This is a genomic window from Lysinibacillus boronitolerans JCM 21713 = 10a = NBRC 103108, from assembly GCF_000772935.1.
GTDB lineage: Bacteria > Bacillota > Bacilli > Bacillales_A > Planococcaceae > Lysinibacillus > Lysinibacillus boronitolerans.
Window position 1 is genome coordinate 1 of sequence record NZ_JPVR01000070.1, and the last position, 18,961, is coordinate 18,961.

The following is an 18,961-nucleotide window of genomic DNA, read 5'->3' on the forward strand; positions in this document are numbered from 1 at the left end:
GATGGTAGTTGGGGGCTTCCCCCTGTGAGAGTAGGACGTCGCTAGGCAATAAAAAAAAGTCATGGATCTATTCCATGGCTTTTTTTATTATGTGAACTATTCATAAAATGCTATAATATATTTAATATTTTCAAGCAGATTTAAAGATAAATTCTTTCAACTAGATACATTTTGGATTTAATAATGGAGGAATCAAAATGAGGCAGAACATTTTTTCTGCGATTTCGATCTCGAGTCTTCTACTTATATTCTTTATGTTTGGTTATGATTCAGCAAAATGGTATGGAGGCTTTTTTACACTTCTCTATCATATAAATATGTTTATGCCGTTTATTTTAGGTGGTTTAGGCATTGTCAGTGCTCTATTAGGCATCAAAGGATATCGTCTGGTTCTTGTTGTCCTTCATTTGTTCCTACAGCTATTATTTTTTTGTATCTATTTAAAGGTATTTTATGGTTCATAGTCATTAATCAAAACTGCGGAGAGAAATCTGCAGTTTTTCTATATATTTAAGTTCTTACATACTTCTGTAAGCAACAAAAGGTATAATGAATTACAAATTGGTTGAATGAATATGTACAGTGGAAAGGAAGAAAAAGTTGGGAAAAAAGCAAATTTGGTATGAGGTACAAGAAAACGAGTCAATTGAGGATTGTTTGGCAAGAATGCGGAAAGACGGCTTTATGGTCATAGGACGAAAAGAAGAGCCGCTTTTTCATATCGTAGATGGTGAGCCAGCTTATTTACGCCAAAAAATACAGTTTAAAGGTATACCTGCTCAAGATATCGAATGATTTTGACTAAAAACCGAACGTTTTTTTTAACCTAATAAAAAATGTTCGCATTTTTGCATTGACGATAAGACAATCCCTTGTTAAAATGTGAGAAGGAAAAACAAATAAATCCCACATATATGCTAGAGGATTGGCTCTAGTGTCTCTACCCGGCACCGTAAATGCTGGACTATGCGGGAAAGCACTTTTGGCATATGGTGAGAAGGTCTTTGTACAGCTATGTACATGGAGATGATCTTGTCCTAATAGTCCTCAAGTAAACTGCTTTCACGTGTAATGGTAGAGAGTAGTTTATTTGGGGATTTTCTTTGTAAATAAATAAGAATTGCAGTAGCTAATCAAAATAGAGGCTAGCACAATAAATAATTGATCATTTTTCTATCGTTTAAAAGGAGCGACAATTTATGAATCCGAAAATCGGTGTCATTATGGGTAGTTCAAGTGACTGGGAAACAATGAAACATGCATGTGATATTTTAGAAGAATTACAAGTACCGTACGAAAAGAAAGTTGTATCTGCACATCGTACACCTGATTTAATGTTTGAATATGCAGAGGCAGCTCGAGGACGAGGAATACAAGTAATTATTGCTGGAGCAGGCGGGGCTGCACATTTACCAGGAATGGTGGCAGCTAAAACAACATTACCTGTCATCGGTGTACCAGTTCAATCACGTGCACTGAATGGACTTGATTCACTATTATCCATCGTTCAAATGCCTGGTGGCGTACCTGTAGCAACTGTAGCAATTGGCAAAGCAGGAGCGACTAATGCAGGGTTACTTGCAGCTCAAATTTTGTCAACAACAGATGCGGAGCTTGCTAATAAATTAGATGCTAGACGTGAAGCAACAAAGCAGCAAGTATTAGAAAGTACAGGTGACTTAGTGTGACGAAGATTATTTATCCTGGACAAACGATAGGCATTATAGGCGGAGGACAACTTGGTCGAATGATGGCGCTGGCTGCAAAGGAGTCTGGTTTTAAAGTGGCTGTTCTTGAGCCAGCAATGGACTCACCGTGTGGGCAGGTAGCTGATATTCGTATTGTAGCTCCATATGATGATGAAGCTGCTCTAGAAGAACTTGCAGAAGTAAGTGATGTTATCACTTATGAATTTGAAAATATTGATTATGAAGGCTTAAAGCGTTTATCTCAAATGGCTTATGTTCCTCAAGGAGCAGAGTTGGTACGTATTACACAAAACCGTATAACAGAGAAAGAAGCTATTGTGAAAGCTGGTTGCCCAGTAGCACCATATATTGTCGCAAAAACTTATGAAGAATTAGTAGCCAATATTGATTTGATTGGTTATCCTTGTATAGTCAAAACAGCAAGAGGTGGTTATGATGGCAAGGGACAGCAGCTTTTAGAATCAACTGAAGATTTACCTTTAGCGAAAGAATTATTCATGCATTCGCAGTGTATTGCAGAAGGATTTGTTCCTTTCGTAAAGGAAGTATCGGTCATTGTTCAAAGAAATGGTCATGGTGAATCGTATTGTCAGCCAGTTGGAGAGAACATTCATGTTCAACATATTCTTCACGAGACAATTGTACCTGCTCGCATAACTGAAAGCACAGCTCAAGCTGCGGAACGAGAAGCTTTGAAAATTGCAGATTACTTACATTTAGTAGGAACGCTAGCAGTAGAAATGTTTGTATTAGAAGATGGTAGTATTGTTATCAATGAATTAGCACCAAGACCTCATAATTCTGGTCACTATTCAATTGAAGCATGTAATGTTTCACAATTTCATCAGCATATTCGTGCTGTTTGTGGATGGCCGTTACGTAAGCCGCAATTATGGGCACCGTCCATTATGGTCAATGTATTAGGGCAGCATGTCGTGCCACTCAGTAACTCAATTGCTAAATATCCTGAATGGTCCATACATCTTTATGGGAAAGCTGAAGCTAAGGTCAACCGTAAAATGGGCCATGTGACGATTATGACAAAAGACTTAGAAGCTACACTACAACAAATCGAGAGTTCTGGCATTTGGTCAGAATAGAAGGAGATAAGCGATGATTGAACGTTACACAAGACCCGAAATGGGCGCAATTTGGACAGAACAAAATAAATACCAAGCTTGGCTAGAGGTTGAAATTTTAGCTTGTGAAGCATGGGCAGAGTTAGGCGATATCCCAAAAGAGGATGTTGCTAAAATTCGTGAAAATGCTTCATTTGATGTGAATCGTATTTTAGAAATTGAACAAGAAACTCGTCATGACGTTGTAGCCTTTACTCGTGCTGTCTCTGAAACACTTGGAGAAGAGCGTAAATGGGTACATTATGGTTTAACTTCTACAGACGTAGTAGATACAGCCCTTTCTTATTTAATCAAACAAGCAAATGATATTTTACGAAAAGATATCGTAAATTTCATTGATATTATTGCTGCTAAGGCAAAAGAACATAAACATACAGTTATGATGGGACGCACACATGGTGTTCATGCTGAACCAACAACTTTCGGTTTGAAACTTGGTTTATGGTATGAGGAAATGAAGCGTAACCTTGAACGCTTTGAAGCGGCTGCCAAAGTAATTGAAACAGGGAAAATGTCGGGAGCTGTTGGAACATATGCCAATATCGATCCTCGTGTTGAGCAATATGTTTGCGATAAATTAGGCCTTGCAGCTTCACCGATTTCAACACAAACTTTACAGCGTGACCGCCATGCTCAGTATTTAGGGGCATTAGCTTTAATCGCTACTTCAATTGAAAAATTCGCAACAGAAATTCGTGGGCTACAGAAATCTGAAACACGTGAAGTGGAGGAAGCTTTTGCAAAAGGTCAAAAAGGATCATCAGCAATGCCACATAAACGTAATCCAATCGGTTCTGAAAACATGGTTGGTATGTCTCGTTTAATGCGTGGTTATATGGTGACAGCTTATGAAAATGTAGCTTTATGGCATGAACGTGATATTTCACATTCATCTGCAGAGCGCGTTATTTTACCTGATGCAACAATTACTCTTAACTATATGCTAAATCGCTTCGGTAATATTGTGAAAAACTTAACAGTATTCCCTGAGAACATGAAACGTAATATGGATCGTACATTTGGTCTTATTTATTCTCAACGCATCTTACTAGCATTGATTGATAAAGGTTTAGTACGTGAGGAAGCTTATGATACAGTACAACCTTTAGCAATGCAGGCTTGGGACGAGCAAGTTCAATTCCGTACATTAGTCGATGCAAGTGAAAAAATCACATCTTATTTAACAAAAGAAGAGTTGGATGATTGTTTTGATTACAACTACCACTTACAGCATGTTGATATGATTTTTGAACGACTAGGACTTAACTAATATTTATTTAGCCATCTAATAATAAATGTTAGAGCCACCAGTAAAAGTTTCAGAGTTGAATCGTAGAGATACGGTTCAATTCTGAACATTATTACAAGCGTATCTCATAATATCAGGGGGAAAACGAAATGACTAAAGGTCAACTTTTGTATGAAGGTAAAGCAAAAAAATTGTACACAACAGAGGAAACCGATGTTCTTCTTGTTGAGTATAAGGATAGTGCAACAGCATTCAACGGAGAAAAAAAAGAAGAAATTGAAGGCAAGGGCATTTTAAATAATCGCATTACTTCATTAATTTTCGAAAAATTACAAGCTAACGGAATTGCGTCACATTTCGTAAAACTATTATCTGATACGCAACAGCTTGTAAAAAAAGTAGAAATTATTCCGATTGAAGTGGTTGTTCGTAATATCGCTGCAGGAAGTTTAGCAAAACGTCTTGGTCTTGAAGAGGGTACAGCTTTAAAAAGACCAATCGTCGAATTTTATTATAAAGATGATGAATTAGGCGATCCACTTATTACAACAGAGCATATTGACGTCCTAGATCTTGCGACACCTTCTGAAGTAACTGCTATTTATGATGGCGCACTAGCCGTTAACAAAGTTCTACAACCTATCTTTGAAGACGTTAATGTCACATTAATTGATTTTAAATTAGAATTTGGTCGTGATATGGATGGCAATGTATTATTAGCTGATGAAATTTCACCAGATACTTGCAGACTTTGGGACGCTACAACAAAGCAAAAGTTAGACAAAGATGTTTTTCGTCGTGACCTTGGTAATTTAACTGAAGTTTATACTATTATACTTTCTAGACTCGGAGGCAAATAACAATGAAAAAAGTAAAAATCTATGTAACATTACGTGAGAGCATTCTTGATCCTCAAGGCTCTGCAGTACAGGGTTCTTTAGCTAAAATGGGCTACGGTGAAGTAGAAGATTTACGTATCGGTAAATATCTTGAACTATCAATTAAAGATACAGAACGTGACATTGATACTCTAGTAAAAGAAATGTGTGAAAAGGTTTTAACGAACGTTGTAATTGAAGACTACCGTTACGAAGTCGAGGAGGCTATTTAATCATGAAATTCGCAGTACTCGTATTCCCTGGGTCAAACTGTGATATCGATATGTATCATGCGATTAAAGACGAGCTAGGTGAAGAAGTAGAATATGTATGGCATACAGCAACAGATCTAAGTGGTTTTGATGGCATTTTAGTACCTGGAGGATTCTCCTATGGAGATTATCTTCGTTGTGGCGCAATGGCTAATCAATCTAACATTATGGCAGAAGTTAAGAAGGCAGCAGATGCTGGTAAACCTGTATTAGGTGTATGTAACGGCTTCCAAATCCTAACGGAAGCAGGTTTATTGCCAGGAGCCTTATTACGCAATAAAAACCTCAAATTTATGTGCCGTACAGTGCAGCTTAAAGTTGAAAACAACAATACATTATTCACAAATCAATATGAGCAAGGTCAAATCATCAATATTCCAATCGCACATGGTGAAGGTAACTACTACTGTGACGAGGAAACTTTACAATCACTAAGAGATAATAATCAAATCGTATTCACATACTCAGGTGACAATCCAAACGGTTCTTTAGAAGATATCGCAGGGATTATAAACGAGCGCGGCAATGTATTAGGGATGATGCCACACCCAGAGCGAGCTGTTGATGCACTGGTGGGCGGCGCAGACGGTCTAGCAGTATTTAAATCAATCGTGAAGCAGTGGAGGGAAAATCATGTCAACAACTAAGTTTGAGCCAACAGCACAGCAAATTAAAGATGAAAAGCTATACGCTGGAATGGGGATGTCAGACGAAGAATTTGCAATGGTAGAAGGTATTTTAGGACGTCTACCTAACTGGACAGAGACAGGTCTTTTCTCAGTAATGTGGTCTGAACACTGCTCTTACAAAAATTCAAAGCCAGTACTACGTAAATTCCCTACAAAAGGACCTCAAGTACTACAAGGACCAGGTGAAGGTGCGGGTATTGTGGATATTGGTGATGAGCAAGCGGTCGTATTTAAAATGGAATCGCATAACCATCCATCTGCAATAGAACCTTATCAAGGGGCTGCAACGGGTGTGGGTGGTATTATCCGTGATGTTTTTTCAATGGGTGCACGTCCAATCGCTATGTTAAACTCATTACGCTTTGGTGAATTAAAGTCAGCACGTGGTAAATATCTATTTGAAGAAGTAGTAGCGGGTATCGCAGGTTATGGTAACTGTATTGGAATCCCAACAGTAGGTGGCGAAATTCAATTCGATCCTTGCTATGAAGGTAATCCACTTGTGAATGCTATGTGTGTCGGTTTAATTGATCATAAAGATATTCAACGAGGTATTGCAGCTGGTGTAGGTAATACAGTGATGTATGTAGGAGCGAAAACGGGTCGTGATGGTATTCATGGTGCAACATTCGCCTCTGAGGAATTAACTGAGGAATCAGAAAACCAACGTCCGGCAGTACAAGTTGGCGATCCATTTATGGAGAAGCTTTTACTTGAAGCATGTTTAGAGGTTGTAAAATCTGATGCTTTAGTTGGTATTCAAGATATGGGTGCCGCTGGTCTTACTTCTTCTTCAGCAGAAATGGCTTCAAAGGCTGGTTCTGGTGTAGAAATGAACTTAGACTTAGTGCCTCAACGTGAAACAGGAATGTCAGCATATGAAATGATGTTGTCTGAGTCTCAAGAACGTATGCTTTTAGTTGTGAAAAAAGGTCGCGAAGATGAAATTAAAGCGATTTTCGATAAATATGATTTAGATGCAGTAGCGATTGGCCGCGTTACAGATGACAAAATGCTTCGTCTGCTACACAAAGGACAAATAGTGGCAGAGGTACCTGCAGACGCATTAGCAGAAGATGCACCTGTTTACCATAAACCATCTGCAGAGCCTGCTTACTATGCAGAGTTCCAAGCAATCGAAAACACTGAGCCTGCTGTGACAGATTATAAAGAAACACTAAATGCTTTATTAAAAGCACCGACAATTGCTTCTAAAGAATGGGTATACGATCAATATGATTATCAGGTACGTACATCAACAGTTGTTAAACCAGGCTCTGACGCTGCCGTTATTCGAGTACGTGGCACAAATAAAGGGTTAGCAATGACAACAGACTGTAACTCTCGTTATATCTATTTAGACCCTGAAGTAGGTGGTGCTATCGCGGTAGCCGAAGCAGCTCGTAATATCGTGGCAACTGGTGGTACGCCACTTGCGATTACAGACTGCTTAAACTTTGGTAATCCAGAGAAACCAGAAATCTTCTGGCAAATTGAAAAATCTGCTGATGGTATTTCAGCAGCTTGTACGGCATTAAATGCGCCAGTAATTGGAGGTAACGTTTCACTTTATAATGAGCGTTCAGGCGAAGCGGTGTATCCAACGCCGACAATTGGTATGGTTGGTCTTATTGAAGACTTAGCCCATGTAACGACACAGGAAGTAAAAGCTGCAGGGGATATTGTCTTTGTTATTGGTGAGACAAAAACAGAATTTGGTGGTTCAGAGCTTCAAAAGCTATTAAATAATGGTGTTATTTCAGGGAAAGCGCCATCTATCGATTTAGAGGTTGAAGCGACACGTCAGCAAGCTTTATTAAAAGCGATTAAAGCAGGCCTTGTTCAATCTGCTCATGATGTAGCAGAGGGCGGTCTAGCTGTTGCAATTGCGGAAACAACATTTGGCGCAAACGGTCTTGGTGTGGACGTAACATTAACAGGCTCTGCAACAACAGCGTTATTCAGTGAGAGTCAATCTCGTTTTGTTGTCACAGTTAAAGAAGAAAATGCTGCAGCATTTGTAGAAATCATCAAAGATGCTCAAAAAATTGGTGTCGTAACAAACGATGCACTTGTGAAAATCAACGGGGACAAAGGTGTGCTTGTAGAAGGTACAGTGGAGGAATTCCGTTCTAATTGGAAAGGAGCAATCCCATGCTTGCTGAACTCAGAGGCTTAAACGAAGAATGTGGGGTGTTTGGTATTTGGGGTAACCCAAATCCAGCACACCTTAGCTATTACGGGCTTCATGCTCTTCAACACCGTGGACAAGAAGGCGCTGGAATTGTTGTTTCAGACGGACAGCATCTTCGCGCGGTGAAAGGCGAAGGACTAGTTAATGATGTTTTCAACGAAGATAAATTAAAAGCAGTGAACGGTAAAGCAGCTATTGCGCATGTTCGTTACACAACTGCTGGTGGTGGCGGTATCGAAAATGTACAGCCATTATTATTCCACTCCTCAACTGGTAGCCTTTCAATTGCTCATAACGGTAACTTAGTCAATGCGACACATTTAAAGCAGTATCTAGAGCGACAAGGTAGCATTTTCCACTCTAGCTCGGATACAGAAGTGCTGGCGCATCTTATTAAGAAAAGCTCACATTCACCATTCCGGGCGAAGGTGAAAAATGCCCTATCTCTTTTAAAGGGTGCCTATTCTTTCTTAATTATGACAAAGGATGAAATGCTTGTTGCACGTGATCCACATGGTTTACGTCCATTATCTCTTGGAAAGCTAGGAGATGGCTGGGTGGTAGCTTCTGAAACTTGTGCATTCGATTTAATTGGTGCAGAATTCGTTCGTTCGGTAGAACCAGGCGAATTAATCATTATTAACGATGAGGGCGTAAAATCAGATCGTTTTGCTGATATGGATAAACGTTCAATGTGTGCGATGGAATATGTTTATTTAGCACGTCCTGATTCGGATATTGATGGTATTAACGTTCATATGGCACGAAAACGTATGGGTAAACAGCTTGCTCGTGAGTGTGCACATATTGAGGCAGATGTTGTAACAGGTGTTCCTGATTCAAGTATTTCCGCAGCGATTGGTTTTGCAGAGGAAAGTGGAATCCCTTATGAATTAGGACTTATTAAAAACCGTTATGTTGGTCGTACGTTTATTCAGCCGACACAAGAGTTACGTGAACGTGGTGTAAAAATGAAACTTTCACCTGTTGTTCAAGTCGTAAAAGGAAAAAAAGTAGTAATGGTAGATGATTCTATCGTTCGTGGTACAACATCTCGTCGCATTGTCAAAATGCTAAAAGATGCTGGTGCAGCGGAAGTTCATGTTGTTATTTCCTCACCGCCGATGACAAATCCTTGTTATTATGGCATTGATACATCAACGCACGAAGAACTGATTGCTTCTAGTCATAATGTAGATGAAATTCGTGAAGCAATTGGGGCAGATTCTCTAACTTTCCTTTCTGTTGAGGGGATGGTAGAAACAATTGCACGACCATATGAAGATGAAAACAGAGGGCTTTGTCTTGCTTGCTTTACAGGCAAATATCCAACAGAGATTTTCCCGGATACGATCTTGCCTCATGAAAAAGAATTATTACGTTAAGAAAAACATCGCAACAAATTAGTGTACTCTAGAGAATTTACAGTCATTTCTATCTAGGAAACTTAGGCGACTTGGATGATAAGGAGGAACTCTGCGTGTCAAAGGCATATGAACAAGCAGGTGTAAATATTGAAGCGGGCTATGAAGCCGTAAAACGAATGAAGTCTCATGTTGAACGTACGAACCGTCTAGGTGTAATGGGGACGTTTGGTGGCTTTGGTGGCATGTTTGACTTGTCACAACTTAATCTTAAGGAACCTGTTCTTATTTCAGGGACAGATGGTGTTGGAACAAAGCTAAAGCTAGCCTTCATGGTAGACAAACACGATACAATCGGTGTGGACTGTGTAGCAATGTGTGTAAATGATATTGTTGCCCAAGGAGCAGAACCACTGTACTTTTTAGATTACGTAGCTCTTGGAAAAGCAGAGCCTGCAAAAATCGAACAAATTGTCAAAGGTGTTGCAGATGGCTGTGTGCAATCTGGTGCGGCCCTAATAGGTGGCGAAACTGCAGAAATGCCTGGTCTTTATGAAGAAGATGAATATGATCTAGCTGGCTTTGCAGTGGGTGCTTGTGAAAAGTCTGCTATTGTGACAGGTGAAAAAATTGCAGAAGGCGATGTACTGATTGGGATTGCCTCAAGTGGTGTACATTCAAACGGTTATTCTTTAGTGCGTAAAATTGTCTTTGCAGATCATCAGTATGCTGTGGATGCGATTATAGAAGGCTATGAAGATCTAGGCCCAATCGGTGAGGCGCTTCTAGTGCCAACAAAGCTATATGCTAAACCTGTGCTAGCAGCTTTAAAGGCAGCAGATGTACATGGCTGTGCACATGTTACAGGTGGCGGTTTCTATGAAAATCTACCACGCATGATGCCAGAAGGACTAGCAACGGAAATCGACTTAGGTTCTTGGCCTGTATTACGTATCTTTGAATTCCTAAAAGAAAAAGGTCAGCTAGAAGATAAAGATTTATACAATGTGTTTAACATGGGTATTGGCTTTGTAATGGCTGTGCCAGCAACTGAAGCTGATAAAGTAATTGCTGCAGTAGAAGCAAATGGTGAAAAGGCCTATACAATCGGACGTGTTATTAAAGGTGATGGCGTAGTATTTAATGGCTCACATGATGGGAGTTTAGTGTAATGACTGCACCAACAAAAATCGCCGTGTTTGCGTCAGGCAGCGGTAGTAATTTTCAAGCCATTCAAGAGGCCATTGAACGTGGTGAACTTCATGCAAAGGTCGCACTTGTGGTCACAGATAAGCCTGGAGCATTTGTAGTAACACGTGCTGAAAACTTTGGGATTCCAGTGTTAGCATTGAATCCAAAAGAGTTTGTCTCGAAGTCAGCATATGAGACAGCTATAATCGAAGCTTTACATGAATGCGATGTGAAATGGATTGTGCTTGCAGGATATATGCGTTTAATCAGTGATGTATTATTAGCAGCCTTTCCACAGCGAATTGTTAACATTCACCCTTCCCTACTGCCGGCTTTTCCTGGAAAAGACGCTATTGGACAGGCCATCAATCATGGTGTGAAAATCACAGGTGTAACAGTGCATTTTGTTGATGAAGGGATGGATACTGGTCCAATTATCGCTCAGGCAGCGGTACCTGTCATTGAAGGAAATCGCGAGGCAACAGAAGCTGAAATTCATAAACAAGAGCATTTATTATATACAAAGGCATTACAGCAATTATTACAGTAACTGAAGAGGGAGTTAGGTCGAGAATCCTACTCAACAAGTAAGACCTAACTCTATTAATCTATTGAAGCAAGTCAGTTCGTGGACAGCACGATAAAAATTAGGAGGATATTGTTGTGACAAAACGTGCATTAATCAGTGTTTCCAATAAAGATGGTATTTTAGAATTTGCAAAGGAATTAGTAGCATTAGGTTATGAAATTTTATCAACTGGCGGTACAAAAAAAATGTTACAGGATAATGCGGTAGCTGTAACAGCAGTAGATGAAGTAACGAAGTTTCCTGAAATTTTAGATGGTCGTGTGAAAACATTAAATCCAATGATTCACGGTGGTCTATTAGGAAAGTTTGACGATGCGTCTCATCAAGCACAGATGAATGAGCATGGAATTGAGCCAATTGAAATTGTTTGTGTTAATCTATATCCATTTGTTGAAACAATTTCAAAGCCTAATGTAACTTGGGATGATGCAATTGAAAACATTGATATCGGTGGCCCAACAATGTTACGTTCTGCTGCAAAAAACCATCAATATGTAACAGTAATCGTGGACAGCAATGACTATGCAACTGTATTAGAGGAACTTAAAGCAGAAGGTGCCACAACAATTGAAACACGTCGTAAACTAGCTGCGAAAGTTTTCCGTCACACAGCCGCTTATGATTCTTATATTTCAAATTACCTGACTGAAGAAGAGTTCCCAGAGAGCTTAACGATGACATATGAATTAAAGCAAAATTTACGCTATGGCGAAAACCCTCATCAAAAAGCGGCCTTCTACCAAAAGCGTCTTGGCTCTGACTTTTCATTAGCATTTGCTACACAATTGCATGGTAAAGAGTTATCTTACAATAATATTCAAGATGGTAATGCAGCTTTACAAATTGTAAAAGAATTTGAATTGCCAGCTGCCGTAGCGGTGAAACATATGAATCCATGTGGTGTTGGCACAGGTGTCACGTTAGAGGCAGCATTCGATAAAGCATATGAAGCAGATCCAACATCTATTTTTGGCGGTATTATCGCATTAAATATGGAAGTGGATGCAGCAACTGCTGAGAAGCTAAGTCATATTTTCCTAGAAATTATTATTGCACCTGCTTTCTCACAAGAAGCATTAGATATTTTAACGAAAAAGAAAAATATCCGCTTACTAACAATTCCTTTCGAGCAAGCGAAACAAGATTCATTCAATGTAGTATCAGTAGAGGGTGGCCTACTTGTACAGGAACCAGATCGTTATGGCTTTAGCAATGCGGATATTAAAGTTGTGACAGATCGTGAACCAACAGAGCAAGAATGGGAAGCATTGCAACTTGGTTGGTCTGTTGTCAAACATGTGAAATCAAATGCGATTGTTGTAACAGACTCTCACATGACACTTGGCGTTGGCGCAGGTCAAATGAACCGTGTAGGTGCAGCTAAAATCGCCTTTGAACAAGCTGGAGAAAAAGCAAAAGGTGCTGCATTAGCATCAGATGCATTTTTCCCAATGAGTGATACGGTGGAGGCTGCAGCAGCTGCAGGAATTACAGCAATTATTCAACCAGGTGGTTCGATTAAAGATCAAGATTCCATTGATAAAGCAAATGAATACGGCATTGCAATGGTATTCACAGGCGTACGTCACTTTAAACATTAATTGTTAAAGCATATAGGGAACAAAACAGACCGAGATGTTGGTTCATCTCGGTCTTACTTACAAAGAGGAGGATTCTCTAAAAATGAATGTACTAGTAATCGGAAGCGGCGGTCGTGAGCATGCAATCGCTAAACAATTTAGCATCTCTCCATCAGTGAACAACGTATTTGTAGCGCCAGGAAATGATGGGATGCGAGGCGAGGTAGAAGTTGTTGCTATTGATACAATGGATTTCGCAGGTCTCGCTCAATTTGCTAAGGAAAATGATATAGCATTAACATTTGTTGGCCCGGAACAGCCGCTTGCTGAAGGCATTGTCGATTTCTTTACAGCTAGAGGTTTACGTATTTTCGGTCCTACAAAAGTGGCTGCTCAAATAGAAAGCAGTAAATCCTATGCAAAAGAAATTATGAATAAATATAATATTCCTACAGCAGCACATGAAACGTTTTCTGAAGCAGAAAAAGCAATAGCCTACATTAAAGAACAAGGAGCGCCTATTGTCATTAAGGCGGATGGTTTAGCGGCTGGTAAGGGTGTTGTTGTGGCAATGACAGAGGAAGAAGCAATTGAAGCAGTAGAGGATATGATTGGAAATCAACGCTTTGGTGAATCCTCTTCACGTGTTGTCGTGGAAGAATTTTTAGACGGTGAAGAATTCTCCTTCATGTCCTTTGTGCATAAAGGGCAAATTTATCCGATGGTTATTGCACAAGATCATAAACGAGCTTATGACGGTGATAAAGGGCCAAACACAGGAGGTATGGGTGCTTATTCACCAGTACCACAAATTCCACAAGAGGTAGTTGATATTGCTTTTCAAACGATTGTAGAACCTACTGTTAAAGGGATGGAGGCAGATGGTGCTTCCTTTACAGGTATTTTATACGCAGGGTTAATTTTAACGAAGAAAGGTCCTCAGGTCATAGAGTTTAATGCTCGCTTTGGTGATCCAGAAACGCAAGTTGTATTGCCACGTATGGTTTCAGATTTTGGTGCATTTATGATGGCGCTAATGGATGAACAGCCTTTTGATTTACAGTGGTCAGAAGAAGCGATGCTTGGTGTTGTCATTGCAGCAGAGGGTTACCCAGGAGACGTTGAAAAAGGAAAGGTATTACCGAGTTTAGAGGCACTTTCGACATCACATGCAGTTTTCCATGCAGGTACAAAATTAGTAGACGGTCAATTCGTTGGTAATGGTGGACGTGTACTGTTAGTTGGTGCAAAAGCAGCTACTTTACAAGAAGCACAGGAAAAGGTTTATGAAGGTATTGCAACGGAAACATGGGAGCACTTTTTCTTCCGTAAAGATATTGGTTGGCGTACATTTAAGTAATTATTATTTTCACTAAATATTTTTTATTGTCTTTTGAAACCTCTTGTTGTTTCAAAACGTAAGAGGTAAGAGCCGTCTCAATAATAGATTGGGACGGCTCCTTTGACTAAGAAGGATTCTGAGCTTTATTCGTTGAAGAATCGCTACTATTTGAGGAATTTTGAGTTGAAGTGCTGGTGTCAGATTGTTTTGAAGCAGTAGCTTGTGAACCTGAAGAATTACCAGCTATAGCAGAGGAAAAATCCTTCATGAGCTTATCGATTTGTTCAGTAGACATAGAATTTTGCCCGCTGAACATACTTTGCATAGAGGTGTTCATGGCATTCTGCATATTGGAGCTTAAAAGTGCTTTCGTTGGACAATATTTAAAAAGTCCCTCAGCCATTTTCATGGCACCTAATGCAATCATTAATCGACCTTTTGTACAATTAGGATTTTTAGAAACTTTAGCGATACCAAATGCGGTCAAACTCGTCCCCATGGCAAAACGACAAAATGCATTCTTTTCGCTTAAATTTGCTTGCTGCATCATCATACTTCCTCCTTTAGTCATTGTGGAAAAAATAAGCGAGGTGCACTTTGCTTTATGAAAGTGCTGTGTTACGATTGAAACAAGATGATTGCATAAAGCATAATTTTTATGAAAATATGCGATTATGCAGTAGTAGTATGTGATTTCAAGTTGGATTTACACAATGAAAAATTACGTAATTTAGGAAGGAGCGAATAGTATGGATCCAGTATGGAAAATAACAAAAATACGTCAGCAATTAGCAGTAATCGATGGGAAAAAGGCACCAGATATCGTACTGAAAAATGCACGTTATTTGCATAGTATGTTAAAACAATTTATAGTAGGAAACATTTGGATTTTGGGAGATCGCATTGTCTATGCTGGTGACAGAATGCCTCCTTTATTAGAAGGAACAGAAGTGGTGGATTGTACAGGAAAAACAATTGTACCTGGCTATATTGAACCACATGTTCATCCGTTTCAGCTTTATCATCCACAGTCATTTGCAGATTTTTGTGGTCAGCTCGGGACAACGACTTTTATTTCGGATAATTTAAGTTTTGTTTTAAATTTGGAAAATAAGAAAGCGTTTTCAATTTTAGAGAGTTTGAAAAAGCTGCCCTTTTCTTTTTATTGGTGGACTCGCTTTGATTCACAAACTGAATTGGAGCAAGAGGAAGAGGTTTTCTCTAATACCTCTATATTAGAGTGGTTAGAGCGAAGTGATGTCTTGCTTGGTGGAGAGCTGACAGGCTGGCCTAAGCTGTTGCATGGTGACGATCAAATGCTTTATCGTATGCAAATGGCTAAGGGACTCGGAAAAAAAATTGAAGGACATTTCCCAGGAGCTTCAGAAAGAACGTTGGCACGTATGAAACTGCTTGGTGCTGATGGAGATCATGAGGCAATGACAGTGGAAGAAGTAGAGCGTCGTATCCTGCAAGGCTATGCGGTTACATTACGTCATTCCTCCATTCGACCGGACTTACCGCATCTATTAAAAGGAATAGTAGAAAAACAGCTTCCAATTTTTGATCATTTAATGATGACGACAGATGGTTCGACACCTTCATTCCATGAGGATGGTGTGATGGATAAATGCATTCAAGTAGCTTTAGATGCAGGGGTATCTCCTATCGATGCTTATCAAATGGCTTCCTATAATGTGGCACGTTATTATAACATGTCCAATTTACATGGTTTTATCGCGACAGGGCGTTTTGCTTCGCTCAATATTTTACAAGATGAATATCATCCTGTTCCAGAAAGTGTCATATCAAAGGGTGTCTGGTTGAAGCGTGATGGGGATCGTGTGCATAGAATGGCGCCAATTGATTATTCTGCCATCCCAGCTTTAGATTTAGATTTTTCATTAGATTCACAGGATTTCCAGTTTTCTATGCCGTTTGGTATTCAATTAGTCAATGATGTCATTACAAAGCCTTATAATTCTTTAATCACTAAAGAAGGGCAATTGGCAAATCATGATGAGTGCTATTTAATGCTCATTAACCGAAAAGGCAAATGGCATGTAAATACAATGATTAAAGGATTTGCAACAGATGTCCAAGGCTTTGCATCCTCTTACTCCAACACGGGTGACATATTGTTAATTGGAAAAAATAAAGACGATATGATGAAAGCCTTCGAAGAAATGAAGGCCATGAATGGTGGTATTGTTCTCGTCGAAAAAGGAGAAGTTATAGCGGATATCCCATTAACAATTGGTGGACTTTTATATGATGGAGATGTATTCACTTTAACAGAGAAAGAAAAGGCTTTAAAACAAGCTTTAGCAGATCGAGGCTATCAATTAGGAGATGCCATTTATACACTATTATTTTTACAATCTACTCATTTACCGTATATTCGTATAACACCACAAGGAATTTTCGATGTCATGAAGAATAAGTTATTATTACCTGCTGTTATGCGCTAATTCATGAAAGTGTTTCAGTTGTTTAAACAATTACAAATATGTGTAATTGTTCAAAGGAGAGATATGCTTGTGTTCAAATCGAGAAAATTATGGATTGCTATTGCATTTAGTGCTTTGGTGATCGGGGGATGTTCAAAGGATACACCAAAAGTCAAAGAGGATGATGAACCAATTGTAGAGGAAGAAGCAGTTGTGGAGGAGCCTGTGCAACAACCAGCTTTTGTTGCACCACTTACTGGGGAGGCTGTAAAAGAAGAAATTACACAACGACCAATTATCGTAACCATTAATAATCATCCAGCGGCACGTCCACAATCAGGCTTAGCTGCGGCGGATATTGTTTATGAAATGCTTGCAGAAGGTAATGTGACACGCTTTTTAGCAGTATACCAAAGTGAACTGCCTGAAAATATTGGGCCAGTTCGCAGTGCACGCTCTTATTTTATCGATATGGCCAAGGGATTTGATGCCTTTTATGTAGCACATGGCTATAGCCCAGAGGCGAAAACAATGCTTGATCATCGTATCGTCGACAATATCAACGGTATGGCTTATGATGGTATTCTGTTTAAACGTTCTAACGACCGCGTTGCACCACACAATTCCTATATTACAGCAGAAAACATTCTAAAAGGTGCTGAAATGGTAGGCGCTTCAATGAATTACAGTGAAAAAGTACTTCAGGCTTTTTATGAACCAGATGAACGTGGTAAAATAGGTATTGAAACAAGTCAAGTTGACATTTATTACGGAAATAATGAAGATTTCCATAACGCGTATGTGTATGATCATCAAACTAATCACTATGAACGACAATCGGCTAGCGTGGACACTAAAGATATGTTAACAGGCGAAACAGTGTCATTGGCAAATGTTCTATTTTTCGAAATGGATCACCAAACAATTGATGATATTGGTCGCCAAGCAATTGATTTAACGTCTGGTGGAAATGCGTATGTATTTCAAAATGGCTATTTGAGGGAAGTCAAATGGGCTAATGTTAATGGAATACCAATGGCTGTAGAGCAAACAGGGGATCCTGTAAAGCTTGTACCAGGAAAGTCGTGGGTTCATTTCGTACCATCTTCGCCAGGGTTACAAGCAATGGTGAAAACGCAGCCTTAAAGGGAGGAAAATTGCATGCAAATCGAAAAAATTCGGGGGCATCAAACAGATCAATTATTTAAAGCAGTGTTAGAGTTGAAGGACATCGAGGAATGCTATAAGTTTTTTGATGATTTATGTACGATTAGTGAAATTCAATCGTTGGCACAACGCTTTGAGGTTGCACATTTATTACGATTAAAGAAAACCTACGAATCCATTAAAAAGGAAACAGGGGCAAGTACTGCAACTATTTCGCGAGTGCGTCGCTGCTTCGATTATGGGAATGATACATATGATGAAATGTTAGGTCGTTTGTATCCTGATGAAAAACCCTTTCAAGCACCAAAAGAATAGTCAGATAAAAGGCTGAGTAGAAGTTCTACTCGGTCTTTTTCATTTTTTTGTCGTGAATCATAAGCTATACTTGTAAACGAATAGATAGAAAATGATAGGTGGTAAACATAGATGGATTATTTAGAATGGAGACATGTGTTCAAGCTAGATCCAGCGAAGGACATTTCAGATGAAGACCTAGAAAAAATTTGTGAATCTGGGACAGACGTTATTTTGGTTGGTGGAACAGATAATGTAACATTAGATGGGGTATTAGATTTACTTGTTCGCGTGCGTCGTTTTGAGGTGCCAATAGCACTTGAAATTTCTACGATCGATGCGGTAACACCAGGTTATGACTATTATTTCATTCCAACGGTATTAAATAGTGATGATCCAAAATGGATTAAAAATTTACATCATGAGGCTATTAAGGAATACGGCGATATTATGGTATGGGATGAATTAGTAGCGGAAGGCTATTGTATTTTAAATCCTGATTGTAAAGTAGCCCATGTAACGGGTGCGAAAACAGATTTAACGATTGATGATGTGGTAGCTTATGCACGCATGGCAGAAAATTTCTTTAAACTGCCTGTTTTTTATTTAGAGTACAGTGGAATGTATGGCAATCTAGAGGTAGTTAGTGCTGTTAAAAACGAACTAAAGCATACTAAACTCTTTTATGGTGGTGGCATAACATCTGCAAAGCAAGCAGAGGAAATGGCGCAGGTTGCAGATACGGTAGTAGTGGGAAATATTATTTACGAAGATTTAAAAGCTGCACTTGCGACTGTTAAGGCTGTTAAAAATACGTTATAATTTTAGAACAAATGTTTGTAAGGCGGTGCGAA

19 protein-coding genes and 1 riboswitch are annotated in these 18,961 nt (G+C 39.3%); of the genes, 18 read left to right on the forward strand and 1 reads right to left on the reverse strand.

Annotation, left to right across the window (positions count from 1 at the left end):
* Positions 1-197 precede the first annotated feature (197 nt).
* The 14 genes from CD31_RS08340 to purD all read left to right on the forward strand — a co-directional run bounded on the left by CD31_RS08340 (position 198) and on the right by purD (position 14,214).
* On the forward strand, positions 198-464 hold the full coding sequence (locus CD31_RS08340) for a hypothetical protein (RefSeq protein ID WP_036076848.1): 267 nt from the start codon (positions 198-200) through the stop codon (positions 462-464).
* 136 nt (positions 465-600) lie between these two features.
* Positions 601-795, forward strand: coding sequence for an NETI motif-containing protein (locus CD31_RS08345; protein ID WP_036076850.1), 195 nt, complete (start codon positions 601-603; stop codon positions 793-795).
* A 93-nt stretch (positions 796-888) separates the two neighbouring features.
* Positions 889-987, forward strand: a riboswitch (purine riboswitch).
* A gap of 212 nt (positions 988-1,199) precedes the next feature.
* On the forward strand, positions 1,200-1,688 hold the full coding sequence (purE, locus tag CD31_RS08350) for a 5-(carboxyamino)imidazole ribonucleotide mutase (protein ID WP_016992386.1): 489 nt from the start codon (positions 1,200-1,202) through the stop codon (positions 1,686-1,688).
* Entirely contained in the window at positions 1,685-2,809 is a 1,125-nt protein-coding gene (gene purK / locus CD31_RS08355; protein WP_036076853.1) for a 5-(carboxyamino)imidazole ribonucleotide synthase, read from the forward strand. The genes purE and purK overlap by 4 nt, the downstream gene beginning before the upstream one ends.
* A 13-nt stretch (positions 2,810-2,822) precedes the next feature.
* Positions 2,823-4,118, forward strand: a complete 1,296-nt coding sequence (gene purB / locus CD31_RS08360; RefSeq protein ID WP_016992384.1) for an adenylosuccinate lyase — start codon at positions 2,823-2,825, stop codon at positions 4,116-4,118.
* 128 nt (positions 4,119-4,246) lie between these two features.
* Positions 4,247-4,957 (forward strand): phosphoribosylaminoimidazolesuccinocarboxamide synthase, encoded by a 711-nt coding sequence (purC, locus tag CD31_RS08365; RefSeq protein WP_036076856.1) that lies wholly within the window; start codon positions 4,247-4,249, stop codon positions 4,955-4,957.
* Positions 4,958-4,959: 2 nt separating this feature from the next.
* On the forward strand, positions 4,960-5,208 hold the full coding sequence (gene purS, locus CD31_RS08370) for a phosphoribosylformylglycinamidine synthase subunit PurS (protein ID WP_016992383.1): 249 nt from the start codon (positions 4,960-4,962) through the stop codon (positions 5,206-5,208).
* Between the two features lie 2 nt (positions 5,209-5,210).
* Entirely contained in the window at positions 5,211-5,894 is a 684-nt protein-coding gene (gene purQ / locus CD31_RS08375) for a phosphoribosylformylglycinamidine synthase subunit PurQ (protein ID WP_036076857.1), read from the forward strand.
* Positions 5,881-8,115 (forward strand): phosphoribosylformylglycinamidine synthase subunit PurL, encoded by a 2,235-nt coding sequence (gene purL, locus CD31_RS08380; RefSeq protein WP_016992381.1) that lies wholly within the window; start codon positions 5,881-5,883, stop codon positions 8,113-8,115. The genes purQ and purL overlap by 14 nt, the downstream gene beginning before the upstream one ends.
* A complete protein-coding gene (purF, locus tag CD31_RS08385; protein WP_004225733.1) occupies positions 8,091-9,515 on the forward strand; it encodes an amidophosphoribosyltransferase in 1,425 nt (474 codons plus the stop codon). Before purL ends, purF begins: the two co-directional genes overlap by 25 nt.
* 95 nt (positions 9,516-9,610) lie before the next feature.
* Complete coding sequence (gene purM / locus CD31_RS08390) at positions 9,611-10,666, forward strand: phosphoribosylformylglycinamidine cyclo-ligase (RefSeq protein ID WP_036076859.1); 1,056 nt, start codon at positions 9,611-9,613, stop codon at positions 10,664-10,666.
* Positions 10,666-11,235: a phosphoribosylglycinamide formyltransferase gene (gene purN / locus CD31_RS08395; protein WP_004225729.1), complete on the forward strand. Its 570-nt coding sequence runs from the start codon at positions 10,666-10,668 to the stop codon at positions 11,233-11,235. The genes purM and purN overlap by 1 nt, the downstream gene beginning before the upstream one ends.
* Positions 11,236-11,348: 113 nt before the next feature.
* Entirely contained in the window at positions 11,349-12,875 is a 1,527-nt protein-coding gene (gene purH, locus CD31_RS08400) for a bifunctional phosphoribosylaminoimidazolecarboxamide formyltransferase/IMP cyclohydrolase (RefSeq protein ID WP_036076868.1), read from the forward strand.
* Positions 12,876-12,957: 82 nt separating this feature from the next.
* Complete coding sequence (gene purD, locus CD31_RS08405; protein ID WP_036076870.1) at positions 12,958-14,214, forward strand: phosphoribosylamine--glycine ligase; 1,257 nt, start codon at positions 12,958-12,960, stop codon at positions 14,212-14,214.
* Between the two features lie 106 nt (positions 14,215-14,320).
* On the opposite strand, the gene CD31_RS08410 is transcribed toward purD, so the two are convergent.
* Positions 14,321-14,746 (reverse strand): YgaP-like transmembrane domain, encoded by a 426-nt coding sequence (locus tag CD31_RS08410; RefSeq protein WP_052125357.1) that lies wholly within the window; start codon positions 14,744-14,746, stop codon positions 14,321-14,323.
* Positions 14,747-14,945: 199 nt separating this feature from the next.
* Here CD31_RS08410 and CD31_RS08415 point away from each other — a divergent pair, with 199 nt between their 5' ends.
* The 4 genes from CD31_RS08415 (at position 14,946) to pcrB (ending at position 18,929) form a co-directional block, all read left to right on the forward strand.
* On the forward strand, positions 14,946-16,667 hold the full coding sequence (locus tag CD31_RS08415) for an adenine deaminase C-terminal domain-containing protein (RefSeq protein WP_036076871.1): 1,722 nt from the start codon (positions 14,946-14,948) through the stop codon (positions 16,665-16,667).
* Between the two features lie 69 nt (positions 16,668-16,736).
* A complete protein-coding gene (locus CD31_RS08420) occupies positions 16,737-17,792 on the forward strand; it encodes a DUF3048 domain-containing protein (RefSeq protein WP_016992376.1) in 1,056 nt (351 codons plus the stop codon).
* 15 nt (positions 17,793-17,807) lie between these two features.
* Positions 17,808-18,128 (forward strand): YerC/YecD family TrpR-related protein, encoded by a 321-nt coding sequence (locus CD31_RS08425; RefSeq protein WP_004225717.1) that lies wholly within the window; start codon positions 17,808-17,810, stop codon positions 18,126-18,128.
* 111 nt (positions 18,129-18,239) lie between these two features.
* On the forward strand, positions 18,240-18,929 hold the full coding sequence (gene pcrB, locus CD31_RS08430) for a heptaprenylglyceryl phosphate synthase (protein WP_036076874.1): 690 nt from the start codon (positions 18,240-18,242) through the stop codon (positions 18,927-18,929).
* The last annotated feature ends 32 nt before the right edge of the window (positions 18,930-18,961 follow it).